Raw genomic sequence first — 26,033 nt, forward strand, 5'->3', positions numbered from 1 at the left:
ACAAAAGTTCGACAATAACAAACAAAAAGCATTAAAAGTAAAAATTTAAATAAAATGGCGGATTTAAAAGCGTTTGCTGAACAGTTGGTAAACTTAACAGTAAAAGAAGTAAACGAATTAGCTCAAATATTAAAAGATGAGTATGGTATTGAGCCTGCTGCTGCTGCTGTAGCAGTTGCTGCTCCTGCTGCTGACGGTGGCGATGCTGCTCCAGCTGCTGCTGAGCAAACTGCATTTGACGTTATCCTGAAAGAAGCTGGTGGCGCTAAATTAGCAGTTGTTAAATTAGTAAAAGACTTAACTGGCCTTGGTTTGAAAGAAGCTAAAGATCTTGTTGACGGTGCACCAAAAGAACTTAAAACTGGTGTAACTAAAGAAGAAGCTGAATCTTTGAAAAAACAATTAGAAGAAGCCGGAGCAGTAGTTGAGGTTAAGTAATTTAACCTACTGAAATATAGCATCAAGACTCCGACCATAAACGGTCGGGGTCTATTGCTGTTTATAAAGGTTTTGAATTAGATGTGAGATATTAGATATGAGATTTGAGATTTTTCGAATCGCTATTTCATATCTCAGATCTCATGTCTCAAGTCTCACATCTACAAAAATTAATAACTAAAATTTAAATACCTTGGCAAACAATAATAATCAAAGAGTAAACTTTGCAACCAGCAGAAAGGTACTTGATTACCCTGATTTTCTGGATGTTCAGTTACAATCTTTCCAGGAATTTTTTCAATTGGAAACCACTTCCGACAACCGTTACAAAGAAGGGCTGTTTAAAGTGTTTGCCGAAAACTTTCCTATTTCAGATTCAAGAAACATCTTTGTCCTGGAGTTTCTTGACTACTTTATTGATCCGCCCCGTTATGATATACAAGAGTGTATCGAACGCGGATTAACTTACAGCGTACCATTAAAAGCCAAGCTTCGCCTGTCATGTAATGATGAGGAGCACGAAGATTTTGAAACAATTGTACAGGACGTGTACCTGGGTACTATCCCATACATGACGCCAAAAGGTACATTTGTTATTAATGGTGCCGAGCGTGTAATTGTATCACAGTTACACCGTTCGCCAGGTGTGTTCTTTGGTCAGAGCCGCCACACCAACGGTACAAAATTATACTCGGCCCGTGTTATTCCTTTCAAAGGTTCGTGGATTGAGTTTGCTACAGACGTTAACAACGTGATGTATGCTTACATTGACCGTAAAAAGAAATTCCCGGTTACTACGTTACTTCGTGCCATTGGTTATGACTCTGATAAAGATATATTAGAGCTGTTTGAACTGGCCGACGAGGTTAAAGTAAGCAAATCAGGCCTTAAAAAATATATTGGCCGTAAGCTTGCTGCAAGGGTACTTAAAACCTGGATCGAAGACTTTGTGGATGAAGATACCGGTGAGGTAGTTTCTATCCCCCGTAATGAAATCATCCTTGAGCGTGAAACCTTACTGGAAGACGACCATATTGATATGATCATCGACTCTGGTGTTAAAACCATCATCCTTAACAAGGAAGATGCTTCAACCAGCGGTGATTATACTATTATATACAATACCTTACAGAAAGATACTTCCAACTCTGAGAAGGAAGCGGTTGAGCACATCTACCGCCAGTTACGTAACGCTGAACCACCTGATGAAGAAACAGCTCGTGGTATCATCGATCGTTTATTCTTTTCAGATAAAAGATATGACCTGGGTGATGTGGGCCGGTACCGCATCAACCGTAAATTGAAACTGAACACTTCGGAAGAAACTAAAGTTTTAACCAAGCAGGATATCATCGCGATTGTTAAATATCTGATCAAATTAATCAACTCAAAAGCTGAGGTGGATGATATCGATCACTTGTCAAACCGTCGTGTGCGTACCGTTGGTGAGCAGCTTTATGCTCAGTTTGGCGTAGGTTTGGCACGTATGGCCCGTACCATTCGTGAGCGTATGAACATTCGTGACAACGAGGTGTTCACACCAACCGACCTGATCAACGCACGTACATTGTCATCTGTGATCAACTCGTTCTTCGGAACAAACCAGTTATCACAGTTCATGGACCAAACTAATCCACTGGCAGAGATCACGCACAAGCGTCGTCTGTCAGCCTTAGGCCCCGGCGGTCTGTCACGTGAGCGTGCAGGCTTCGAGGTTCGTGACGTTCACTATACCCACTACGGTAGGTTGTGTACTATCGAAACTCCCGAAGGTCCGAACATTGGTTTGATTTCATCACTTTGCGTACACGCTAAGATCAACAACTTAGGCTTTATCGAAACTCCGTACAAACGTGTAGTTGACGGTAAAGTTATGGTTGATGAGCCGGTTATCTACTTATCTGCTGAGGATGAAGACGGTAAAACCATCGGCCAGGCAAACGCTGTGTATGATGACAAAGGTGAGTTTGAATTGCCACGTGTAAAAGCACGTTTCGAGGGTGACTTCCCGGTTATCGAGCCAGAGCGTCTGGATTTGATGGACATTGCTCCAAACCAGATCACTTCAATCGCGGCTTCGCTTATCCCGTTCTTAGAGCATGATGACGCTAACCGTGCATTGATGGGTTCAAATATGCAACGCCAGGCCGTACCATTGTTACGCCCGGAAGCGCCGATTGTTGGTACCGGTTTGGAAGGCCGTGTGGCAAAAGACTCCCGTACCCTGATCAACGCCGAAGGCGATGGTGTGGTTGAGTACGTTGACGCTAACGAAATCCGTATTAAATATGACCGTAACGAACTTGATCGTTTGATCTCGTTTGAAGGAGATAGCAAAAGCTACCGCTTAACCAAGTTTAAGAAAACCAACCAAAGCACCACCATGAACTTGAAGCCTATTGTTAAAAAAGGCCAGAGGGTTGAAAAAGGTGAAGTACTTTGCGAAGGTTACGCTACCCAAAATGGCGAGCTTGCATTAGGCCGTAACCTTAAAGTAGCGTTCATGCCTTGGCAGGGATATAACTTTGAGGATGCGATCGTGATCTCTGAGCGTGTTGTATCACAGGATATCTTTACTTCAATCCACGTTGAAGAGTTTGAGCTTGAAGTTCGTGATACCAAACGCGGTGAGGAAGAGTTAACACCAGATATCCCTAACGTATCAGAGGAAGCTACTAAAGACCTTGACGAAGACGGTATCATCCGTGTAGGTGCCGAGGTTAAAGAAGGCGACATCCTGATCGGTAAGATCACCCCTAAAGGTGAATCAGACCCATCACCGGAAGAAAAACTGTTGCGCGCTATCTTCGGTGATAAAGCCGGCGACGTTAAAGATGCTTCATTGAAAACCCCGCCGTCAATTGCCGGTGTTGTTATTGATACCAAATTGTTCTCTCGTGCTAAGAAAACTTCAAAAGCTGAAGAAAAAGCACAGTTGGAAAAATTGGATAACAAGCATGATAAAGCTGTAAAAGATCTGAAAAATACTTTGATCGAAAAGTTATTTGAGATCGTTAACGGTAAAACTTCGCAAGGCGTTTATAACGTTTACAAAGAGTTACAGGTTCCTAAAGGTGTTAAATTCACCCAGAAAATATTAGTTGAGCTTAATTACGATAACATTAACCCAACTAAGTGGACTACTGATGACGATAAAAACGATCAGATCAAGATCCTTCTTCATAACTTCAACATTAAGTACAATGAAGAGCTGGGTGCTTACCGTCGTGATAAATTCGCTATCAGCGTGGGTGATGAGCTTCCATCAGGTATCGTGCAAATGGCTAAAGTTTACATCGCTAAAAAGCGTAAGCTTAAAGTGGGTGATAAAATGGCAGGCCGTCACGGTAACAAAGGTATTGTTGCACGTATTGTACGTGACGAGGACATGCCTTTCCTTGAAGACGGAACACCGGTTGATATTGTGTTGAACCCGTTGGGTGTACCTTCACGTATGAACCTGGGCCAGATCTACGAAACCGTATTAGGCTGGGCCGGTAAAGAGCTTGGTGTTAAATTCGCTACTCCTATCTTCGACGGTGCAAGCCACGAAGAAGTGGAAGAGTGGATCAAGAAAGCCAACTTACCTGAATCAGGCCGTACTTACCTATACAATGGTTTAACAGGTGACCGTTTTGATCAGCAAACTACTGTAGGTATTATCTACATGCTGAAATTAGGTCACATGGTTGATGATAAGATGCACGCCCGTTCAATCGGACCGTACTCATTGATCACTCAACAACCATTAGGTGGTAAAGCACAATTCGGTGGTCAGCGTTTTGGTGAGATGGAGGTTTGGGCACTGGAAGCATTTGGTGCATCAAACATTCTGCAGGAGATATTGACCGTTAAGTCGGATGATGTTATCGGCCGTGCCAAAACATATGAGGCTATTGTTAAAGGTGAAAACCTGCCAACGCCATCAGTTCCTGAATCATTCAACGTATTGGTTCACGAGTTACGCGGCTTAGGTTTGGATATCACATTAGAATAAGGTTAAAGCTTAAAGGCTAAAGGTGAAAGGTTAGGAGGAAACTTCCAAAGCCTTTTACCTTTCACCTCTTTCCTTTCGCCTAAAAATTACCTTTAAAAAATCAAAGTAGACTATGTCTTACAAAAAGGATAATAAAATCAAAAGTAACTTTACCACCATTACCATCAGTTTAGCCTCTCCCGAGTCTATCCTTGAGCGTTCAAGCGGTGAAGTTTTAAAGCCGGAAACCATTAACTATCGTACTTACAAACCTGAGCGTGATGGTTTGTTTTGCGAGCGTATTTTTGGCCCGGTTAAGGATTATGAGTGCCATTGCGGTAAATACAAACGTATACGTTACAAAGGGATCGTGTGTGACCGTTGCGGTGTTGAAGTAACCGAAAAGAAAGTACGTCGTGAGCGTATGGGCCACATCAACCTGGTGGTGCCTGTTGCGCACATCTGGTACTTCCGCTCATTACCAAACAAAATTGGCTATCTATTAGGTTTGCCTACCAAAAGGCTCGACCTTATTATATACTACGAGCGTTACGTAGTGATACAGCCAGGTATTAAAGAGGCAGATGGAATCAATAAAATGGATTTCCTTACTGAAGAAGAATACCTTGACGTATTAGATACCCTTCCAAAAGAAAACCAGTACCTTGACGACAAAGATCCTCAGAAATTTGTTGCCAAAATGGGTGCTGAAGCTCTGGAAGAGTTATTAAAACGCCTTGACCTTGATGAATTATCATTCAGCCTGCGTCACCAGGCAGCAAACGAAACTTCTCAGCAACGTAAAAACGAAGCCTTAAAACGCTTACAGGTTGTTGAAGCTTTCCGTGATGCAAAAACCAGGATCGAGAATAACCCTGAGTGGATGATCGTTAAGATTGTTCCGGTTATCCCGCCTGAGTTGCGTCCGTTAGTACCGCTGGAAGGTGGCCGTTTCGCTACTTCAGATTTAAATGACCTTTACCGTCGTGTAATTATCCGTAACAACCGTTTAAAACGTTTGATTGAGATTAAAGCACCAGAGGTAATTTTACGTAACGAAAAACGTATGCTACAGGAAGCTGTGGATTCGTTATTTGATAACTCACGTAAAGTTAACGCGGTAAAAACTGAAGGTAACCGTGCTTTGAAATCACTTTCAGATATCCTGAAAGGTAAACAAGGCCGTTTCCGTCAAAACTTATTGGGTAAACGTGTGGATTACTCTGCCCGTTCGGTAATTGTTGTAGGTCCTAACCTTAAATTACACGAATGCGGTTTACCAAAAGATATGGCTGCCGAGCTGTTTAAACCATTTATCATCCGTAAAATGATTGAGCGTGGTGTGGTTAAAACAGTAAAATCTGCTAAAAAAATTGTTGACCGTAAAGACCCATTAGTTTGGGACATTTTGGAAAACGTATTGAAGGGACACCCTGTATTACTAAACCGTGCGCCTACACTGCACAGGTTGGGTATCCAGTCGTTCCAGCCAAAACTGGTTGAAGGTAAAGCGATCCAATTGCACCCATTAACCTGTACGGCATTCAACGCGGATTTTGACGGTGACCAGATGGCCGTTCACGTACCACTTGGTAACGCGGCAATTTTGGAAGCCCAAATCCTGATGCTTGCTTCGCATAACATCCTTAACCCTGCTAACGGTACGCCTATCACTGTACCATCTCAGGACATGGTGCTTGGTTTGTACTACATAACCAAAGGCCGTAAAACTGATGAAACACGCGTGGTTAAAGGCCAGGGCTTAACTTTTTACTCTGCAGAAGAAGTAATTATCGCTTATAACGAGAAAAAACTTGATCTGCATGCGTTCATTAAAGTTAAAGCTTTAGTTAAAGAGCGCGATGGCAAAATCGTAAACAAAATTATCGATACTACTGTAGGCCGCGTGTTGTTTAACCAGCATGTTCCTGTAGAAGTGGGATATATTAATGAGCTGCTTACCAAAAAATCACTTCGTGATATCATTGGTGAAGTGGTAAAAATCACCGGTATGGCGCGTGCCGCCCAGTTCCTTGACGATATTAAGGAATTAGGATTTAAAATGGCGTTCCAAGGTGGTTTATCATTTAACCTGAAGGATATCAATATCCCTGCAGAAAAAGTTACTTTGATTGATACTGCTTCTAAACAGGTTGATGAGGTGATGAACAACTATAACATGGGTTTCATTACCAACAACGAGCGCTACAACCAGATCATCGATATCTGGACACGTATCAACAACCGCTTAACTGCTAACGTGATGGACATCCTGAGCAACGATAACCAGGGCTTCAACTCTGTTTACATGATGCTTGACTCAGGTGCCCGTGGTTCTAAAGAGCAGATCCGTCAGCTTGCAGGTATGCGTGGTTTGATGGCTAAGCCTCAAAAATCAGGTTCAGGTGGTGAGATCATCGAAAACCCGATCCTTTCAAACTTTAAAGAAGGTTTGTCGGTATTGGAGTACTTCATCTCTACCCACGGTGCCCGTAAAGGTTTGGCGGATACGGCGTTAAAAACAGCGGATGCTGGTTACTTAACACGTAGGTTGCATGACGTTGCCCAGGATATGATTGTTGGTGAGGTTGATTGCGGTACTTTAAGAGGTATCTACACAACTGCACTGAAAGATAACGAGGACATTGTTGAGCCATTATATGATCGTATTTTAGGTCGTACCACTTTGCATGATGTTCATGACCCAATCACTAACGAACTGTTAGCGGTAGCCGGTCAGGACATTACCGAAGAGGTTGCCAAAAAAATCGAGAATTCTCCGTTAGAAGGTATCGAGATCCGTTCGGTATTAACCTGCGAAAGCAAACGTGGTGTATGTGCATTGTGCTACGGCCGTAACCTTGCAAGCGGTAAACGCGTGCAAAAAGGCGAGGCTGTTGGTGTAATTGCTGCACAGTCAATCGGTGAGCCGGGTACACAGTTAACACTTCGTACATTCCACGTGGGTGGTACCGCGTCAAACATCGCTGCTGAATCTCAGATCAACGCTAAGTTTGATGGTATCATCGAGTTTGAGAACGTACGTACCGTTACTTATGAAACTGCCGAAGACGGCGCTGTTGATGTGGTATTAGGCCGTTCGGGCGAGTTCCGTATTATCGAAGCAGGAAGCAATAAAGTAATTGTTACTAATAATATTCCATACGGTTCATACCTGTATGTAAAAGATGGCAGCAAGATTACCAAAGGCGACCGTATCTGTTCATGGGATCCGTACAACGCGGTAATTATCTCTGAATTTGCGGGTATTGCTCAGTTTGATGCTGTATTGGAAGGCATCACTTTCCGGGAAGAAAGTGACGAGCAAACCGGTCACCGCGAAAAAGTGATCATCGATACCAGGGATAAAACTAAAAACCCGGCTATCCAGATTGCTGATACAAAAGGTAACATCATTAAAGGGTATAACATCCCGGTAGGTGCACACATCGCTGTTGATGAAGGCGATAGGTTACAAACCGGTCAGGTTATTGCTAAAATCCCTCGTTCAACCGGTAAAACGCGAGATATTACAGGTGGTTTACCACGTGTAACCGAGTTATTTGAAGCGCGTAACCCTTCAAACCCTGCTGTAGTAACTGAAATTGACGGTGTGGTAACTTTAGGTGGCGTGAAACGCGGTAACCGCGAAATCACCATCGAGTCGAAAGACGGGCAGGTTAAAAAATACCTTGTACCGCTTTCAAAACACATCCTTGTACAGGATAATGACTTTATTAAAGCTGGTATGCCATTATCCGACGGTTCAATATCTCCTGCAGATATCCTGGCTATTAAAGGCCCTGCTGCCGTACAGGAATATCTTGTTAACGGTATCCAGGAAGTTTACCGTTTGCAGGGTGTGAAAATTAACGATAAGCACTTTGAGGTTATTGTTCACCAGATGATGCAGAAAGTATCTATCGAGGATGCGGGTGATACCCGTTTCTTAGAGCGCGAAGCTGTTGATGGATGGGATTTCATGACCGAGAACGATGAAATTTATGACAAGAAAGTGGTTACGGATCCGGGTGATTCAACTACACTGAAATCTGGTCAGATAGTTTCATTACGTCGCTTACGCGATGAAAACTCAGTATTGAAACGCCGCGACCTTAAACTGGTTGAAGTGCGTGACGCTATTCCTGCAACATCGAGCCCGATACTGCAAGGTATCACCAGGGCATCGTTAGGCACCAAGTCGTTTATCTCAGCGGCATCGTTCCAGGAAACTACCAAAGTACTGAATGAAGCAGCTATCGCAGGTAAAAAAGACAATATGCTTGGCCTGAAAGAAAACGTTATCGTAGGTCACTTAATACCTTCAGGTACCGGTTTACGCGAATACGAAAATATCCGTGTAGGTTCACAGGAAGAGTTTGACCGCCTGATGGCTTCAAAAGCAGAAGAGCTGGAAGCTTAATTTTCAGCGGTTTGAATATTTTATTGAGCCTCCCGGTTTCCGGGAGGCTTTTTTTTTGTCTTTTTTTAAAATTGTTAAAACAAAAGTAAAACATCTATGTTCTACGTTCGGCCTTGCGCAAGGTCAATATGGGGTTGATCCAAGTTATCTAAAGTAAAACAAGGCTCAATAATCACCTCAAAAAAAGGCTGTTTATGGAGAACGTCTTTTTGTTATTTTAGTAGCATGGAAGAACAGAACGAAAATCAGCTCAACATCGAGCTTTCAGAAGAAATTGCAGAAGGTATCTACTCAAACCTGGCTATCATTACTCATTCAAACTCTGAGTTTGTATTAGATTTTATCCGGGTAATGCCAGGCGTACCCAAGGCCAGGGTAAAATCGCGGATCATATTAACCCCCGAGCATGCCAAACGCCTTCTTTCGGCCCTGGAAGATAACATTGAAAAGTACGAAGCCATTAACGGCCGCATCAAAGTACAGCCCGATCATCCGGGTTTTCCGATGAATTTTGGTGGTACAATGGGACAAGCATAATTAAAAAATTTATATCAAAACGCTTTTAATATTATTAAATAGTTTATTTAATGGATTTTTTTTTAATAAATTTTAATTTTTTAATGTTTTTTGTGAAAAAGAATTTTTAACTTGCACAAGTTTAAGATAAGTAATTGCATCTATTGTCATATTTATGAGAAAACTCTATTCGCGGAACATATTCTATGTTCCGGTATTGTTGTGGGCCTTAACGCTATTATCATGTTCCTCAGCTAAACACATTAAGTATTTTGAAGATCTGTCAGATTCAACTCTCGTTACAAAGTTGGGTATTCCTCCTTTTGTTGAACCTACCATTCAAAATGATGATATTTTAAGTATTAATATTCAAACCCTGGATCCTCAATCAACAGAGTCAATCAACCTTGGTAATATTCAAACATCGGGTACCGGTACTATATCGGGAGCTGCGGCAAGTTTAAATCCAATGCAGGCTTCTGGATATCTGGTGGATAAAGAGGGGAATGTTGATATCCCTATTTTAGGTAAAGTGAGGGTTATTGGTCTTACAACAAGCCAGGCCAAAGAACTGATAAGGCAAAAAGCAGCCTTATCTTTTAAAGAGCCGATAGTAAATGTACGGTATACTAACTTTAAAATAAGTGTTACCGGCGAGGTTGCGCATCCTGCTGTATATGTTGTACCTAACGAAAAAGTGAGCATTTTAGATGCTCTTACCATGGCCGGTGATCTCACCATATATGGTAAAAGAGATAATGTATTACTTATACGGGAAGGCAATGGAGGCGAAAAAATAGCTTATAGAGTAAATCTAAATAGTAGCAAAGTTATTAATTCGCCATATTTCTATTTGCGCCAAAATGATCTTATATACGTTGAGCCTACAAAGGGCAAAGCAGCAGCTAATGATCTTGCGCAAACCCGTAACGTTACTATTCTTACTTCCCTGTTTTCATTACTCATAATTATTGCTTCCAGACTATGATCAGTGATTCTAAAAATCAAATCCCGCATTTCAAAAATAATAATATTGAGGATGAGAGCGATTTTGATATTAAGGCCTTAATAGGAATTGTTATTTCAAAATGGTACCTATTTGTTTTAGGTGTTGTTGTATGCTTTGCCGTAGCTTTTTTAATGGCAAGGTATGCTACGCCTGATTATAAAATAATCAGTAAGGTTATTATCGATGACCAAGCCAATCAAACTAAAACCAAAGCGGCCAATGGCAGTGGCATTGATCTCTCAAGTCTGTTCGATATGCCGAGCAATACAGAGAACGAGATCGAGATCCTGACTTCAAGAACATTAATGGAGGCAGTTGTCGACTCGCTTCAGCTTAATGTTAGCATTTTTCGAAAAGGGAATATCAGGTCTGTTGAGCTATTTGAAAACCTGCCATTCAAAGTTCGATTCATCCAAAAAAATGATTTGGTAATCGGTAACGATTTTGACGTAGCTGTTGAAAACGATGGGCTTTCTATCAAAAGTAAGGATGATACATTGAGTAAGAAAGTAAAGTTTGGTCAAATACTTTCATTAAATGGCTATGATCTTATTTTTCAACCAAATCCTAAGGCAGTACCAAGTAAAGAAGAAGATGACAAAGACGGTTACTTGATGCGTGTTACATCCGTAAATGCAAAAGTTGCGGCACTATCATTGGCTCTTGACGTTACCCTCACAGATAAAAAAAGCAGTACGCTTGATCTTACTTTGAACTACACCAATCCTAAAAAAGGGGAGTTCATTTTGCAACAATTAATGAACCTGTACCTAAAGTTTAACCTGGACAATAAAAACCAGATTGCCGACAGTACTTTAAAATTCATTGATAAGCGTATAGCTATTGTTAGTACAGAACTAAATGGTGTTGAAAAAGACCTGGAAGGGTTTAAACAGCAAAATAATCTTGCTGATGTTTCTGAGCAATCAAAGATTTTAGTGGGCAATGCATCAGATTACTACAAAAAGTTAAGCGATGCGGAATTGCAATTGAGCATACTAAATGACATCGCTCCGTATATTAATACGCCAAATACTAAAAAGATCATACCGACTTCGTTAACTATACCTGATCTTGTTTTTGCCGACGGAGTTAAAAGTTATAATGAACTCGTGGCTACCCGTAACCGCCAGGGCTTATCGGTAATGGATTCTAACCCTATCATAAAAAATCTGGATGATCAGATCGAGAGTGTTAGACAGAGCTTGGCTAAAACCTTCGAAGGTTACAAGCAATCGCTTTTAACATCATATAATCAGTTAAAACGGGAGAATAATAATATAACAGGTTTGATAAAGTCTGTACCCAAAAAGGAGCGTATATTTCTTGATTACTCAAGGCAGCAAAACCTTAAGCAGGAACTTTACCTTTACCTTTTACAAAAGAAAGAAGAAACTGCTATTTCCAAAACTTCAACAATCTCTACAGCACGTATATTGGATTCGGCCCGCGCCAATATAAATCCATATAAACCTAATAAAATGGTTTATTATTTAGCTGGTATAGCATTGGGTCTTCTCATACCGGGAGCTTTCTTATATATTAAAGAGCTGCTTAATGTAAAGATTCTTAATAAAGATGATATTGTTAAGGGAGTATCGGTTGGTATTTTAGGTGAGATAGGTAATAACGCAAACGCAACCTCGCTGGTAGTTACTAATAATTCGCGTTCAAATATTTCAGAACAGTTCAGGGCGTTACGAACAAATCTTCAATTCGTACTTCAGCCAAATCAGTCAAATGTTATCCTGCTTACTTCAAGTATGAGCGGGGAAGGTAAGTCATTTATCTGCGCCAACCTGGCCAGCGTACTCGCGCTGTCGGATAAAAAAGTTTGTATGATTGAGCTTGACTTAAGAAAACCGAAGCTATCTGTGAGTCTTGGATCCGACCATAATTTTGGATACACAAATTATGTTGTGTCAAATACGATAAGTGTGGCGGATATAATCAAACCAACTTTTTTCTCAGAAAATTGCTCCTTTATTTCGTCCGGTCCAGTACCTCCTAATCCTTCCGAGTTGTTGCTTAGCGGTAAACTCAAAGAGTTAATTGAAACACTGAAAAAGGAGTTTGACTATATCGTAATTGACTGTGCCCCGGTTGGGCTTGTAGCTGATGCCCTGATTATTGAGCATTTGGCTGATACTGTTCTATACATAGTTCGTCAATCATATACCTATAAAGACCAACTTAATATTCTTCAAAATCTGGTAAAAGAAAGAAAATTCAAGAACCCTTATATTGTGGTTAATGACATCAAGATTAATACGGGCAGTTACTACGGTTATGGCTACGGTTATGGCTACGGTTATGGTTACGGTTATGGTTATGGTAACTACAGCGAGCAAAAGCCCGAAGGTTTCCTGAAAAGATTATTTAAGCGTTAATTTTTTAGAGATAGGTTTCAACGAATGAAAGAGCGGGTAAAGCAGTTTATTTTAACTTCCACTTATAATACCACCTTTTGGTTTTGGGATTTGTTATTGTTAACATTTAAAAACAGGTTTATTGTTGGGACTAAAGATATCTTTGATGGTAAAAGGATTGCTATTGTTGGCCCTGCCGATAGTGTTTTAAATACCGGGCTGGGCGAATATATTGATGGTTTCGACATTGTGATCAGGATGAATATGGCGCCCTTAATGGTTGCAAAGGAAGGAAGCAGCAAGGATATTGGCTCAAGAACTGATATGCTTTTTCGTACGCATTCCGAATCTGAAATAACAGGGGGCAAGTACCTGTTTGATTTATATCATGATCAACAAACCAAATATGTTGTTTTTCCTTTCCTGCGGATAAAATCGCCTCAAATGCTGATGTATTTCTTTATGCGCAAATATCATCACAAGCTGAAGGATATTAGAATGGTGGTATTTGCTGATGATGATAAAGCAATTATTCGCGATAAAATAAACGGAAAATTGGCTACAACGGGTTTTTCAGCTATTTATTCAGTTTTACAATCTGATTTTAAAGAGTGTTATATTACTGGTTTCACTTTTCTGAAAACTGGCTATGTAAAAGGGTACCGTGATAGCTTTAATTCGCTCGAAGACGGGCTTAAAATTGTAAAAAAAGTAGGGTTACATGATCTGGATGCTGAATTTGAGGCATTTAAGAAATTAATTGTAAAAGATAGGAGCAAGATAAAACTCGATAGTACACTTGAGAAACTGATTGAATAAACTTAAAACTATATTACATTACTACTTTTTATGGAATTAGGAAACGTTATAGCGCATATTCCGGCCCGTGGAGGGAGCAAAAGGGTACAATCAAAAAACTTAAGGTTCATGGACGGAAAACCTATGATTGCCTATGCTATTGAAAGTGCGCTTGGTTCAAATTTACTTAACGATGTGTTCGTAAATACCGATGATGACAGTCTTGAGGCAGTAGCCCAAAGCCTTAATTGTAATATATACAGACGGCCTGCTTTACTTGGCGGGGATGATGCTACCGGCGAGGATTTTACATACGATTTTATTAAAGCCAAAAATCCGGATACACTTGTGCTTATAAATCCGGTTTGCCCGCTTATAAGGCCAAAGGATATTGATGCAGCTTTAAAAGCTTATGCAGAATCAGACGCTGATACCCTTATAGGTTGTACTCAAACCCAAATGCAATCATTTGTGGGTGATGAACCGATAAATATTGTTGTTGACGGACCGCTTGCTCCATCGCAGAATAATGAAGTTATCACTATTTGTAACTGGGCAGTAACTATCTGGAATGCTGCTACTTTTAAGGAGCTTTATGAACGCAACCGTAGTGGATATTTTGGTAAAAACCGATTATTCTGGCCGTTAGACCCGCTGGTTGCGGTTAAGGTTAGCGAGGAAAAGGATTTTAGGCTGGCTGAGGCACTATTAATAGCAAGAAAAAACACAACTTCAGAAAACGAAGCCCCGACTTATTGGTCGAAATAAAAAACATTACTTTATAACTTGATTATAAAGGTATTTATAATTGACACCTATGAAAATTCTAACATCACCATCGTCATTTGGGCAGGTTGGCAACGAGCCATTTGCCTTGCTGGCAGAAAATGGATACGAAGCAATCAATAACCCCTACGGACGTAAACTCACTGAAGACGAAGTAATTGAACTTGCTAAAGATTGCATTGGTATTGTTGCCGGCGTTGAACCGCTTACGGCAAGGGTTATGGATGCACTGCCTAATTTGAAAGTGATAAGCCGCGTAGGAATTGGTATGGATAGCGTTGACCTTGAATATGCAAAGCAAAAAGGTATTATTGTTAAAAATACGCCTGATGGACCGACCCGCGCTGTGGCCGAGCTTACACTTGGTATGACTTTGTCATTGTTACGCCGCATACCCCAGGCCGATGCTTCTCTGAAGAATAAGGTTTGGAAAAAACAAACCGGCAACCTTATTCTTGATAAAAAGATTGGAGTGATAGGTTTAGGACGTATAGGCAGGCTGGTTTCGCAGCTTTTTCGCGGAATTGGCAACCCTGTAATCGGATTTGATCCTTTTGCCGATCAGGCGTGGGCTACAAGTAATGGTGTAGAGCTGGCTGATTTTGAAACCGTTTTAAAGTTGGCCGATATTATCACTTTGCATGTGCCTGGCAATGCCGATAAATCTCCTGTAATAGCTGCTAAAGAGCTTGAATTGATGAAGCCTACCGCACAGCTTATCAATATTTCACGTGGTGGTATTGTTGATGAAGACGCCCTCTACACAGCATTATCTACAGGCAAGCTGGCTGCTGCTGCTATTGATGTTTTTGTTGATGAACCATATTCGGGACCACTTACCGGGCTTGATAATGTTATCCTTACCCCGCACATAGGTTCTTATGCCGAAGAGGGTAAATTACTGATGGAAATTGAAGCTGTTAAAAATTTGATAGCCGAATTAAAATAAAGTTTAATCCCATGAATTACAAAATTGGTATTATTGGCTACGGTGTAATGGGCAAAACACGCCGTACTGCTATCGAAGAATTAAAAAAAGGGACAATAGTGGCTATATCTGAGCCATCTATTGGTGCCGAAGAAGATGGTATCCCAAATGTAAGCCATGAAGATATCATCAATAACCCTGAAATTGATATCGTTATTGTTTGTACGCCTAACTTTTTAAACAAGGAGCTAACTATTCGTTCCCTTAATGCGGGTAAACATGTTTTTTGTGAAAAACCGCCTGCGTTTACTGCCGCCGATATCGTAGAGATTAAAGAAGCTGAAGCGCGCAGCGGAAAAACATTGATGTATGGCTTTAACCATCGCCATCATGACAGTGTGCTGCATATGAAACGCTTAATTGATAGTAATGAATATGGTAAAGTACTTTGGCTACGCGGCCGTTATGGAAAAAGTGTAACTAAAGATTATTTTAATCAGTGGCGTGCTAAAAAGGAGCTTGCCGGTGGTGGAATCCTCATGGACCAGGGTATTCATATGCTGGATCTTTTCCTGTTTCTTTCAGGCGATTTTGATGTTGTAAAGGCCGAAGTGTCAAATTTATACTGGCACATGGATGTTGAAGATAACGCCTTCGTTATCCTTAAAGAATCAGCAACAGGCAAGGTTGCTTCATTACACTCAACAATGTCGCAGTGGCGCCACCTTTTTTCACTCGAAATATTCCTCGAAAAAGGATACATGGTATTAAATGGCTTGATCACTTCGACTATGTCATATGGTGAAGAAACTTTGTCAATAGCCAAAAACCGTTCAACAGCGCCTGCTGCAACCTGGAAGGATGAGGTTGTTACCAAATATGTAAATAACAACAGCTGGCGTTATGAAATGGATCATTTTTTTGAATGTGTTGCTAATCATTCACCGGTTGTTTACGGTAGCTCAGATGATGCATTGAAACTAATGACCATTATTGATAAGGTTTACGAGCAAAAAGATTTTTAATTTATTGACTACCCCCTTAAAATATTATAAAATGGAAAGAACAGGTTTATTAAAAGATTACTTACAGGATTATGTTGGCCGTTTAACCGACATTTTAAACAAAATTGACCCTGAAAAACTGGGTGAAGTTGTTACCACCTTTATTGAGGCTTTTAAAAGCAAAAACACTATTTATGTGGTAGGTAATGGCGGCAGCGCTGCAACGGCTTCACATATGCAGGCCGATTTCAGGTTTTTCGTACGATATTTTTCAAAATTCCGTCCTAAAATTGTTGCCTTAACTGATAACATGCCAATGATTACTGCTATTGGTAATGACAATAATTTTGAAGACGTATTTGTTGAGCAAATGCGTGGTCAGTTTGTTGCAGGCGACGTTTTGATAGCAATATCCGCAAGCGGTAACTCGCCAAACCTGGTCAAAGCAGCTGAATATGCTAACGAACTGGGTGGTAAAACCATTGCTTTTGTTGGCTTTTTAGGCGGTAAGCTTAACGAAATATGTACAGTACCATTGTATACGCCAAACCCGAAAGGCGATTATGGCCCAATCGAGGATGTTCACATGATATTAAACCATATTATTGTGAACTACCTTTCAAAAGATGAAGAGTTTTTAGCCCTGGCAGAATAATTACGGGATGAGTACTTCTGGAGTCAGTATTGATCTTACCGGTAAGGTGGTATTAATAACAGGTGGTACCCGTGGTATTGGGAAAGCCATCGCTAATCGTTTTATTGAAGCGGGCGCAACGCTTATCCTTACGGGCACAAAGGCGGCTGAGGTTGATAAGCTTAATCAAGAAAATAAAATAGAAGGGGTGAGCTACCTCCAGGTTGATTTTTCGGATCCGGAAAGCAGTGCTGTTTTCCTTGATAAGGTTGCTTCTATCGGTAAAATTGATGTGCTTGTTAATAATGCCGGCGTAAACCGTGTTGCTTATAATACCGAAACTACCCTGGACGATTTTAACTTTTTGAATGATATCAATGTTAAAGGGCCTTATTTGCTTTGCCGGGAAATAAGTAAGCTGATGAAGCATAATGGGTATGGTCGCATTGTAAATGTGACATCTATCTGGAGCGCGATTACCCGCCCCGGACGGTCATTGTACACTACCACCAAGTATGCTATTGCCGGCCTTACCAAAACACTGGCTGTAGAGCTTGCAGAGTATAATATACTTGTTAACTCGGTAGGGCCGGGATTTACAGAAACTGAGCTCACACTGGCAACCAATACTACCGAAGAGATTGAAAGATTAAGTAATATGGTGCCCATTAAGCGTTTTGCGCAACCGGTTGAAATAGCAAACCTTATACTGTTTTTATGCAGCGATTTAAATTCATATATGACCGGGCAAAATTTAATAATTGACGGAGGATACACCAATGTATAATTTTACAGTAAAATCTATAATTCATGATTATAGTGTAACATTTATTGAGGATACACAAAAAACACTCCTTGATGAACTTAAGGAGGGTGATGTTATCATCATCGATAATAAAATAAAAGCCTTGTATGCCGATACACTTGAACCAATACTGGCTCAATACAGGCACATAGGTATTGATGCGCATGAATCTGTAAAAAGCTATCAGGGTGTTGAGCCAATTATCAACGATCTTATTGAGAATGGCTTTCGCAAAAATCATCGCCTGGTTGCAATAGGAGGGGGGATTACCCAGGATGCCACAGCTTTTATATCGTCCATCATGTACCGGGGCGTAAAGTGGTTGTTTTTTCCAACCTCGTTGCTGGCACAGGGTGATAGCTGTATAGGCAGCAAAACCTCTATTAATTTCAAGAATTTTAAAAATCAGTTAGGAGGATTTTACCCGCCCAATCAAATTTTTATCAATCTACATTTTTTGGATACCCTGCCGCTTGCCGATATAAAATCAGGAATGGGCGAAATGCTTCATTATTTTATCGTATCGGGCGAGGCTGATTTTGAACGCTTTAAACGTGAATATAATGATGCCCTTACCGATAAAAAAGTGCTGGCTGGGATCATTAACCGAAGCCTTGAAATTAAAAAAGGATATATAGAGCGTGATGAATTTGATCAAAATGAACGTTTGGTGTTTAATTATGGTCATTCTTTTGGTCACGCTATTGAATCGTTAACTAACTATCGGATCCCGCACGGCATTGCCGTAAGCCGTGGTATGGATATGGCAAACTTTGTATCTGTTAAATTAGGTTATATATCTGCCGAAACAAGGGATTATATCAGGGAGTTAACCAGCCAGATATGGGAAGGTACCCACATTGACGATATCGAACTTGATAAATTTACTGTTGCCCTGAGTAAGGATAAGAAGAACGTGGGCAAAACCCTTGGCTTGATACTAAATAAAGGCTACGGCAAAATATTCAGGGATATGCGGGCTATGGACGAGGAATTTGTTGGCTGGCTTAAAGAATATTTCGAAAACGAACTTTAAAATATTACCCCATGATTGTAGATAAATTAAAAAACATTGACATATACAAAGGTATATCTGCTGATATATATGAAGGCTTACAATACCTTCAAAACGTCGATCCTGATATTGCTATTGGTGTATATCAAATTAGCGAAAACGTTAAAGCCATTGTAAGTGAATATCACACTGTCGAAAATTTTGAACGTGGGTATGAAGCTCACAAACATGTTATTGACATTCAATACCCGGTAAGAGGGCTTGAAAGGGTTAAATGGTCGCCTATTGAAGGGATGAACGTAAATATCCCTTACAGTGAGGAGCACGACCGCACTTTTTATAAAGACCCGTCGCCACAGGGAACTTCAGTTGACATAGGCAACGGCATATTTGCAATTATGTTCCCTGAAGATGGGCATGGCCCTCAACATTACGTTGATAAACCCGAACTTATTAAGAAGATCACTATTAAAATAGCTATTTAAGCTGAGCATGAAGAATTGCATCCTCCTTTCACATATTATTACAGAAGATACCCCTGCTTATGGTAATAAGGACAGGATCACAATAAAAGCTAATTCGTCAATAAGTAACGGGGATACGGCTAATACTTCAAGCTGGTTTTTCTCAAATAATCATATAGGTACTCATATGGATTCTGCTTATCATTTTTGCGAAAATGGAGCAAAAACCTTCGAGATCCCGCTGGATGATTTTATTTTCAATCAGGTTTCGTTCATTGATATCCCTGCCACCGAGGCTAAGCTGATAGGTATTAACGATGTTATCAATGCCGGAACAATCCATCCCGAAACCGAGTTGTTGCTCATCCGCACAGGGTTTGAACAATACAGGCACGAAGAAAAATATTGGAACAATAACCCCGGGCTGGCTCCGGAACTTGCTGACCATTTCAGAAATAATTTTCCGGCTTTGCGTTGTGTAGGATTTGATTTTATATCACTAACCTCCTATCAATATCGTCCCGAAGGCAGGTTAAGCCACAAAGCTTTCCTTTGCCCTGAAAATGGGAAAAAGAGCATCCTTGTAATTGAGGATATGTCTTTAAAAAAAGTAACAGGTAAGCTGAATACTGTTATAGTTGCTCCATTGTTTGTTCAGGACGGCAATGGGGGAGCCGTTACCGTATTTGCAACCCCTTCTTAAAAATCATTAAAAGAAAAAAAAGACGATGAATAAGGTACTTGTTTTGGGAGCATTTGACAGATATAATTATGGCGATCTCCTTTTTCCGCTTATTATTGAGCAACAGCTTAAAACATATAATCCCAATATAGAGTTTGAATATTTTGGCCTGGTTAAAAGTGATTTGAGCGAGGTAGGTGGAAAAAAAACTCTTGATATACTTTCATTTTACAAAGAATGTAATAACGTTAATGCCAGAGTAAATGTAATTATTGCCGGAGGCGAGTCAATCAATGCTACCTGGAACGGTTTGCTCTCAAGTATTAGCGGCAGTTTTGCCGTGGTTAATAAATATCACAGGCAGCTAACCCGTTTTATTAACCTTAATCGCATTGCCAGGTTTATACTTAAAGGCCAAACAAATTTGCCGCTAATATTTGCTAAGGAAGATTTCAAAGGTGTTGATCACGTTATTCTGAATTCATTGGGTGGTTCAAGCATAAATGATCAGATTTTTTCAAAGTTTGCTGTACTTGAAGGTAAATTGAAAAAAGCAGACTATTTTGCAGTACGTGATAAAAAAACTTATGATGTAATGGCGAACAGGGGGATCCCTGTCAACCTGTTTCCCGATTCGGCAATTATCATGTCAAAGTTTTTTCCTTTAAGCAAACTTGAAGAGCTGGTAACCCCCGAGATTTTAAGTTATGTAAAGCAAAATAAAAAGAAATACATTTATTTTCAATCAAACAAAGGGTCGGCTATCAACAAAGAAACACTTATTGCAGAAAAGCTTTCAGAGATAGCCAGGAAACATGATTTGAAAATTGTTTTATGCCCAATTGGCGTGGCTTTAGGCCATGAAGACCATATTCCTCTTCTAAAGATAAAAGAGCAGCTTGATGTGCCGGTAAACTTTTTTGAGAAAGTTACTATCTGGGATATTATGTACCTGATAGGCAGCTCATATGCTTATATAGGTACCAGCCTGCATGGTGCAATAACTGCCATGAGTTTTGACGTGCCTTATATTGGTGTGAGGATAAAAAAATTGGATAGCTACATAAATACCTGGGGTGTTGAATCGCTCAAAGGAGTAGTTGAATTTGATGCGATGCCAAAACGCTTTGACGTACTAACCCAGGTGCCCGAAAGTGAGTTGGTAGCCAGCAGGGAACACCAATTTAAGCAAATTGAAAAAAGCTTCGATAACATTAAAAAAATGATACTTGCATCAGCATAAAACTATATGAGCACTTTTAAAAAGATTATCTCGGGTTCCATGTGGGGCATGTTGGCTAAAATACTGGATGCCATAGCCAAATTTGTTACCATTCCTATGCTTATTGGTTTTTATGGAAAAGCCGATTATGGTTTAATTGCGTTGGCGTTTTCATTGAATGCCTATTTGAGGCTAATGGATTTGGGTATGACAACCGGAGCAGTGCGCTTTTTCTCGATATGGTTTGCAAACGACGAAAAGGAAAAAGTAGTAAAAGTAGCACAGTCAAGCCTTGTTTTTTATGGTGTAATTGGATTGATAAACGCGATAATTTTTATCATAACAGGTTATTATTCGGATCATTTTTTCCATCTTCCGCCAAGTCAAACAACAGTTTTTGCATGGATGATGTATATTTTGGCCGCCAGTACTATATTTAACTGGATGTCTTTTGTTGTTAGGCAATTATTAACAGCCTGCGGTGAATTGGGTTGGATCAATGCGACGCTGGCAATAAGCAGCATCTTTAATTTTATAACCGCGTTTGTGGCTATTAAATTAAAGATTTCTCTGCCCGTATATTTTCTGTTGTATATTCTTTCAACGGTAATAGTAATCCCTTTAAATACAATCAGGCTTACCAAAACCAATATAAAAATAGGCAGGCTGCTTACGCCAAAATGGGATGGTAAAGCATTTAAAGAGATTTTGGGTTATAGTATGGGGATATTCATAATGAGTATTTTCACCTATTCGGCCGATAGTTTACGCCCTATTGTATTGGGTATTTTCACTACTAAAGGCACACAAATTTTAACAGATTACCGCATTGTTCAAACCATAATTATTTTGGTTAATACGCTGGGCGGTGTATTTTTCCAGGTTTTATTGCCAATTACATCAAGGAGCTTGGCGCTTAACGAAAAGAAGAAGATTGAAGAATTGATTTATACCGGTACAAAGTATATATCAATATTTTCTTCGATAATGATCTTTGTATTGATGGTTAATTCCACAATTATATTACACCTGTATGTGGGCAAGGAATATGAGCATCTTTCTTTATGGCTAATAATTGGTTTAATTACGCAGTTGCTTCAAATGCATTTAACGCCTATAGCCAGCCTCGTGCTATCAACAGGGAAAACAAAGTTCTTGATCTATTCTTCAGGGTTTTCATGTATCGCTTCATTGGTATTAACGGCAATTTTAACTGCTAATTATGGTATGGGCGCGGCTATGGTTGGCTATTGCGGCTATATGGTAGTTCAAATAAGTTTTTACTATTTTTATTATGTGCCTAAGATTTTGGATTTGAGCTCGGTGAAAATATTCTTTAAGTCGTTTTTGCCTGCAGTAATAATTGGGATAGTGCCATACGTTTTGATTCATCTTATGGATAATATGATTCACACGCGTAGCCTGCCTGTTTTACTTATAATTAATACAATAGTTATGATTGTTGTGTTTTTTACGCTTTGTACCGCGTTCATAGTAAAGCCGGCCGAATTGAAAGTTTTGTGGAAGAAATTAGTATAGAAAAAGTTAAGTATGACTGATTTGGTAACAGGGCGGCAAAAGAAAAAAGGGGGGATATACTTTTTCATTGTTCTTTTGACAATAGTAAGTATAAGGGCTTGGTCGTTTCAGTCTATTCCTGAAAATATATATGACGCGCTTGAATTAATTGTACTTTTCTTCCTCGTCTTTTTTGTTTGGGTAAATTATAAAAAGATAAAAGGGAAAAAACTAATTTTTAAGGATAATGTAGTTTTATTCATGCTTATCCCGGTCATAAGTATGTTTGGTGCGTTTGTATATCACGATCAGCCATTTTATCTTTCCCTGTTAATATTGCGAACAAACTTTTATTGGCTTTTTTATTTTTTACTCCATATTTATAATGTGCCGGTTAAAAAATTAATAGGGCTGATGACTTTTGTAGGTATTGTTTGGGCTACACTTACTATAGTTCAACAGTTTACCTATCCTGTTTATTACTTTTTTACCAGAACTGATGATGAAGAAACAGGTAAGTCAATATTAAGAGCCGGTATTTACAGGTTTCAGCTATCAAGATATGATTTTGGTGAATTTGTGGCTATTTATTTCTTTGACAAATTTTTAAGAACCAAAATATTCAAATACCTGCTGTATGTATTGTTCGTATTAATCGGGTTCTATTATTTTGGTACGCGTCAGTTTGCTATTGCCCTTATTTTGGTTATTATCATGACTGCATTTATGCAGAGCGGTAAAACAAAAGTGCTTGCAATTATATTTATCGCCATTGTAGCTACATTTCTTATTTTTTACCGGGATGTGCTGTTCAGCAAATTTATTGAGCTTACAAGTGACCAGTTTAATGACAAAGATGGTGATGTAAGGATTTTATGTGCACAATATTTTATGTTTGAATACTGGCCTCACTGGACAGCCGTATTTCTCGGTAACGGACGCGCCCACAGCATTTCAAGCTATGGCTTGGAGTTAAAAAATACCGCTACAAGTCTTGGATTTTATTTGAGTGATATCGGTATTATCGGCTCTTTTAATGAATTTGGAATCTTCTACATTTTAAATGTTATCGCCTTTAACATCAAGGGTTTAAGAAAGAGGTATTACCTCGAAGAAGACAAATATCTCCGATTGTTTTTTTATTATTCAATAATCATATTGGTATTGGTAACATCTTATTCAAATGGCAGATCAATACCTTTTTATTGCTTTCTGCTGTATTTTGTTGATAAATCTTATGAAAAAAAACTCGCACAAAAGTCGGTTCAGCATTGGGATACCAGCGTTCAAGAGCAAGTTTCTTAAGGAATGCATTTCCAGCATACTGAACCAAACCTATGCCGATTTTGAGTTAATAATAATTAACGATTGCTCTCCTGAACCACTTGGGGACATTGTTAAACAATTTGATGACGAAAGGATAAAATACTTTGTTAACGAAACTAATACAGGTGCGTTAAACGTAGTAAACAACTGGAATAAATGCCTGAATGAAGCAGAAGGGGAGTTTTTTGTGTTGATGGGCGATGATGACAGTATGGAGCCTGATTATTTAGAGGAGTTTGATAAGCTAATTCAAAAATATCCGGAGCTGGATGTTTATCACTGTCGTACCCGTTTAATAAACGAAAACTCAAAACCTGTGATGCTTACTCCTTCATGGCCCGAGTATGAATCAGTTTATGAAAATATCTGGCACCGTATAAACAGTTTCAGGGTGCAATACATATCCGATTTTTTATATCGCACAGATGCTTTGAAAAAACGCGGGGGGTTTTTTTACCTCCCATTGGCTTGGTTTTCGGATGATGTATCGGCTTATATTGCAAGTGGTGAAAAAGGCATTGCTCATACAAATAAACCTGTGTTTAATTACAGGGTTAACAGCTTAACCATATCAAGTACAGGCAATAATGAAATGAAAATGGAAGCGGTTATGCAGCTTAGTACCTGGTTTAATAACTTCCTGGCTAAAAAGCCTGCATCAGAACAAGATGCTTTAGTTTATGATAATATTTCAAAAGGGTTAAAAAAGTACCTGCAAAAAAAGAAGATTAACACTATAGCATTTTCACTAAATAAAAACATTTTAAGTTCGGCGTATAAATGGTATAAACTTCGTAAAAAATACCAGTTTACGTTAAATGAGCTTTTGTTTGCTGTATTTGAGCACCTAAAAAAGAAAAAGGTAAAAGAAAAGTTTTCATCGGCACAATAAAAATGCGATTGCCTTAATGAACGGGTGAAAAATACCCCTATAACTCTATCATATGAAAAAGACACGTATCAGTTGGTTAACACCCGATTATTTTATTGATTGTGATTTAAATGTAATTCATCAGCTTGCCCTGAGCGGCGAATACGAAATACATTGGACAGTTATATTCCTGAAACAAAACAGCCGCTTTTCGGTGGCTGATCTTAAGTATCTGGAAGGTATTGAAAATTTGCATATCCATTATACTTATTATAAATATCGTGTAAGAAACCCGCGTAACCTTGCTCTTTTTTATAAACTGCTAAAAGGAATGAACCGGGAGAAGGCCGATATTATGTACATTGATCATCCCGCTATACCTTATTTTGCAATTGCTGCGGTTTTATTGCTTGATAAGGCCAAAACAATTTTTACGGCACACCAGGGATCAGTACATAGCGGCTTTTCATTTAAGAGTATTTTCAAAGCCAGTTACAAGTTTGCGTACTCAAGGTTTAAATATGTTCAGCTTTTTTCCGAAGCACAGTCAAAATTGTTTAAAGCACTGTACCCCCAAACACAGGTTTATACCATTAATTTGGCCTTAAAAAGTTTTGGTGATACAGATAAGCGTTTGGTTAAAGACGAAGTAGTTTTTTTTAATTTCGGTACCGTAAAGCCCGGTAAAAACATCGATTTGTTAATTGAAGCTGCCTGCAATATATACGAAGCGGGCGTGCGTGGCTTTAGGATAGTTATTGCGGGCTCTTGTCCAGACTGGGATTTTTATCAACAAAAGATACGCTATCCTGAAATATTTACGTGCGATATCAGATTTATTAAAAACGACGAAATTTCGGATATGTTTGCCCGGTACCACTACCTTGTTTTACCTTATAAAGTGGTTACGCAAAGTGGTCCGCTGAAAATTGCATTTAACTATAATACTCCTGTAATTGCTTCAAGAATAGGCAGCTTTGCCGATGAGATGAAAGACGGTGTTTCTGGTTATTTATTTGAGCCTGAAAATGTAAAGGATCTGGAACGTGTAATGACCAATGCGATTAATACTCATGCCGAAAACTATGGTAGGCTAATGGAAGCGCAACGCAAATATGTAAATGATAATTATTCGCTTGATGTTATAGTTGAAAAATATAAAAACATGTTTAAATCAGTCAATATTTAACATATGAAAAGGGTTGTTAAAAATATTTTCTTTGCTATAAACTCGTCAAGGTTAATATTT

At 39.4% G+C, this 26,033-nt stretch carries 20 protein-coding genes; all 20 read left to right on the top strand.

Annotated elements, in window-relative coordinates:
• Window positions 1–54: 54 nt before the first annotated feature.
• The 20 genes from rplL to ABIC84_RS16950 all read left to right on the top strand — a co-directional run bounded on the left by rplL (window position 55) and on the right by ABIC84_RS16950 (window position 25,973).
• On the top strand, window positions 55–438 hold the full coding sequence (gene rplL, locus ABIC84_RS16855) for a 50S ribosomal protein L7/L12 (protein ID WP_022833154.1): 384 nt from the start codon (window positions 55–57) through the stop codon (window positions 436–438).
• A 193-nt stretch (window positions 439–631) separates the two neighbouring features.
• Window positions 632–4,435: a DNA-directed RNA polymerase subunit beta gene (gene rpoB / locus ABIC84_RS16860; protein WP_426585118.1), complete on the top strand. Its 3,804-nt coding sequence runs from the start codon at window positions 632–634 to the stop codon at window positions 4,433–4,435.
• 112 nt (window positions 4,436–4,547) lie between these two features.
• A complete protein-coding gene (gene rpoC / locus ABIC84_RS16865) occupies window positions 4,548–8,837 on the top strand; it encodes a DNA-directed RNA polymerase subunit beta' (RefSeq protein ID WP_429264308.1) in 4,290 nt (1,429 codons plus the stop codon).
• Between the two features lie 225 nt (window positions 8,838–9,062).
• A complete protein-coding gene (locus ABIC84_RS16870; RefSeq protein ID WP_090528662.1) occupies window positions 9,063–9,374 on the top strand; it encodes a DUF3467 domain-containing protein in 312 nt (103 codons plus the stop codon).
• A gap of 154 nt (window positions 9,375–9,528) precedes the next feature.
• Window positions 9,529–10,341 (top strand): polysaccharide biosynthesis/export family protein, encoded by an 813-nt coding sequence (locus ABIC84_RS16875; RefSeq protein ID WP_426585123.1) that lies wholly within the window; start codon window positions 9,529–9,531, stop codon window positions 10,339–10,341.
• On the top strand, window positions 10,338–12,752 hold the full coding sequence (locus ABIC84_RS16880) for a GumC family protein (protein ID WP_426585125.1): 2,415 nt from the start codon (window positions 10,338–10,340) through the stop codon (window positions 12,750–12,752). Before ABIC84_RS16875 ends, ABIC84_RS16880 begins: the two co-directional genes overlap by 4 nt.
• Before the next feature lie 24 nt (window positions 12,753–12,776).
• Window positions 12,777–13,550, top strand: a complete 774-nt coding sequence (locus ABIC84_RS16885; RefSeq protein WP_426585127.1) for a glycosyltransferase family 29 protein — start codon at window positions 12,777–12,779, stop codon at window positions 13,548–13,550.
• A 30-nt stretch (window positions 13,551–13,580) separates the two neighbouring features.
• On the top strand, window positions 13,581–14,297 hold the full coding sequence (locus tag ABIC84_RS16890; protein WP_426585129.1) for a cytidylyltransferase domain-containing protein: 717 nt from the start codon (window positions 13,581–13,583) through the stop codon (window positions 14,295–14,297).
• 49 nt (window positions 14,298–14,346) lie between these two features.
• Window positions 14,347–15,264, top strand: a complete 918-nt coding sequence (locus ABIC84_RS16895) for a phosphoglycerate dehydrogenase (protein ID WP_426585131.1) — start codon at window positions 14,347–14,349, stop codon at window positions 15,262–15,264.
• 11 nt (window positions 15,265–15,275) lie between these two features.
• Window positions 15,276–16,268, top strand: coding sequence for a Gfo/Idh/MocA family protein (locus tag ABIC84_RS16900; protein ID WP_426585133.1), 993 nt, complete (start codon window positions 15,276–15,278; stop codon window positions 16,266–16,268).
• Between the two features lie 31 nt (window positions 16,269–16,299).
• Entirely contained in the window at window positions 16,300–16,902 is a 603-nt protein-coding gene (locus ABIC84_RS16905) for a D-sedoheptulose-7-phosphate isomerase (protein WP_426585135.1), read from the top strand.
• Between the two features lie 7 nt (window positions 16,903–16,909).
• On the top strand, window positions 16,910–17,668 hold the full coding sequence (locus ABIC84_RS16910) for an SDR family NAD(P)-dependent oxidoreductase (RefSeq protein WP_429264309.1): 759 nt from the start codon (window positions 16,910–16,912) through the stop codon (window positions 17,666–17,668).
• On the top strand, window positions 17,661–18,722 hold the full coding sequence (locus ABIC84_RS16915; RefSeq protein ID WP_426585139.1) for an AroB-related putative sugar phosphate phospholyase (cyclizing): 1,062 nt from the start codon (window positions 17,661–17,663) through the stop codon (window positions 18,720–18,722). The genes ABIC84_RS16910 and ABIC84_RS16915 overlap by 8 nt, the downstream gene beginning before the upstream one ends.
• Window positions 18,723–18,733: 11 nt before the next feature.
• Window positions 18,734–19,186, top strand: coding sequence for a YhcH/YjgK/YiaL family protein (locus tag ABIC84_RS16920; protein WP_426585141.1), 453 nt, complete (start codon window positions 18,734–18,736; stop codon window positions 19,184–19,186).
• Window positions 19,187–19,193: 7 nt separating this feature from the next.
• On the top strand, window positions 19,194–19,868 hold the full coding sequence (locus ABIC84_RS16925) for a cyclase family protein (protein WP_426585143.1): 675 nt from the start codon (window positions 19,194–19,196) through the stop codon (window positions 19,866–19,868).
• A gap of 25 nt (window positions 19,869–19,893) precedes the next feature.
• Complete coding sequence (locus tag ABIC84_RS16930) at window positions 19,894–21,090, top strand: polysaccharide pyruvyl transferase family protein (protein WP_426585145.1); 1,197 nt, start codon at window positions 19,894–19,896, stop codon at window positions 21,088–21,090.
• 6 nt (window positions 21,091–21,096) lie between these two features.
• A complete protein-coding gene (locus ABIC84_RS16935) occupies window positions 21,097–22,608 on the top strand; it encodes a polysaccharide biosynthesis C-terminal domain-containing protein (protein WP_426585147.1) in 1,512 nt (503 codons plus the stop codon).
• A 393-nt stretch (window positions 22,609–23,001) separates the two neighbouring features.
• Window positions 23,002–23,892: a hypothetical protein gene (locus ABIC84_RS16940; protein WP_429264310.1), complete on the top strand. Its 891-nt coding sequence runs from the start codon at window positions 23,002–23,004 to the stop codon at window positions 23,890–23,892.
• Window positions 23,825–24,805: a glycosyltransferase family 2 protein gene (locus ABIC84_RS16945; RefSeq protein WP_426585151.1), complete on the top strand. Its 981-nt coding sequence runs from the start codon at window positions 23,825–23,827 to the stop codon at window positions 24,803–24,805. The genes ABIC84_RS16940 and ABIC84_RS16945 overlap by 68 nt, the downstream gene beginning before the upstream one ends.
• A gap of 52 nt (window positions 24,806–24,857) precedes the next feature.
• Window positions 24,858–25,973, top strand: a complete 1,116-nt coding sequence (locus tag ABIC84_RS16950; RefSeq protein WP_426585153.1) for a glycosyltransferase family 4 protein — start codon at window positions 24,858–24,860, stop codon at window positions 25,971–25,973.
• Window positions 25,974–26,033: the final 60 nt, after the last annotated feature.

The sequence above is a fragment of the Mucilaginibacter sp. 3215 genome, assembly GCF_050433785.1.
Classification (GTDB): Bacteria; Bacteroidota; Bacteroidia; order Sphingobacteriales; family Sphingobacteriaceae; genus Mucilaginibacter.

Bases quoted from the DNA above. Each gene is read 5' to 3' on its own strand.
- ABIC84_RS16930 (WP_426585145.1), top strand. From the start codon at position 19,894: ATGAATAAGGTACTTGTTTTGGGAGCATTTGACAGATATAATTATGGC.
- ABIC84_RS16950 (WP_426585153.1), top strand. From the start codon at position 24,858: ATGAAAAAGACACGTATCAGTTGGTTAACACCCGATTATTTTATTGAT.
- ABIC84_RS16870 (WP_090528662.1), top strand. From the start codon at position 9,063: ATGGAAGAACAGAACGAAAATCAGCTCAACATCGAGCTTTCAGAAGAA.
- ABIC84_RS16880 (WP_426585125.1), top strand. From the start codon at position 10,338: ATGATCAGTGATTCTAAAAATCAAATCCCGCATTTCAAAAATAATAAT.
- ABIC84_RS16905 (WP_426585135.1), top strand. From the start codon at position 16,300: ATGGAAAGAACAGGTTTATTAAAAGATTACTTACAGGATTATGTTGGC.
- ABIC84_RS16940 (WP_429264310.1), top strand. From the start codon at position 23,002: ATGACTTTTGTAGGTATTGTTTGGGCTACACTTACTATAGTTCAACAG.
- ABIC84_RS16945 (WP_426585151.1), top strand. From the start codon at position 23,825: ATGAAAAAAAACTCGCACAAAAGTCGGTTCAGCATTGGGATACCAGCG.
- ABIC84_RS16875 (WP_426585123.1), top strand. From the start codon at position 9,529: ATGAGAAAACTCTATTCGCGGAACATATTCTATGTTCCGGTATTGTTG.
- ABIC84_RS16925 (WP_426585143.1), top strand. From the start codon at position 19,194: ATGAAGAATTGCATCCTCCTTTCACATATTATTACAGAAGATACCCCT.
- ABIC84_RS16935 (WP_426585147.1), top strand. From the start codon at position 21,097: ATGAGCACTTTTAAAAAGATTATCTCGGGTTCCATGTGGGGCATGTTG.
- ABIC84_RS16900 (WP_426585133.1), top strand. From the start codon at position 15,276: ATGAATTACAAAATTGGTATTATTGGCTACGGTGTAATGGGCAAAACA.
- ABIC84_RS16915 (WP_426585139.1), top strand. From the start codon at position 17,661: ATGTATAATTTTACAGTAAAATCTATAATTCATGATTATAGTGTAACA.
- rplL (WP_022833154.1), top strand. From the start codon at position 55: ATGGCGGATTTAAAAGCGTTTGCTGAACAGTTGGTAAACTTAACAGTA.
- rpoC (WP_429264308.1), top strand. From the start codon at position 4,548: ATGTCTTACAAAAAGGATAATAAAATCAAAAGTAACTTTACCACCATT.
- ABIC84_RS16890 (WP_426585129.1), top strand. From the start codon at position 13,581: ATGGAATTAGGAAACGTTATAGCGCATATTCCGGCCCGTGGAGGGAGC.
- ABIC84_RS16885 (WP_426585127.1), top strand. From the start codon at position 12,777: ATGAAAGAGCGGGTAAAGCAGTTTATTTTAACTTCCACTTATAATACC.
- ABIC84_RS16910 (WP_429264309.1), top strand. From the start codon at position 16,910: ATGAGTACTTCTGGAGTCAGTATTGATCTTACCGGTAAGGTGGTATTA.
- ABIC84_RS16895 (WP_426585131.1), top strand. From the start codon at position 14,347: ATGAAAATTCTAACATCACCATCGTCATTTGGGCAGGTTGGCAACGAG.
- ABIC84_RS16920 (WP_426585141.1), top strand. From the start codon at position 18,734: ATGATTGTAGATAAATTAAAAAACATTGACATATACAAAGGTATATCT.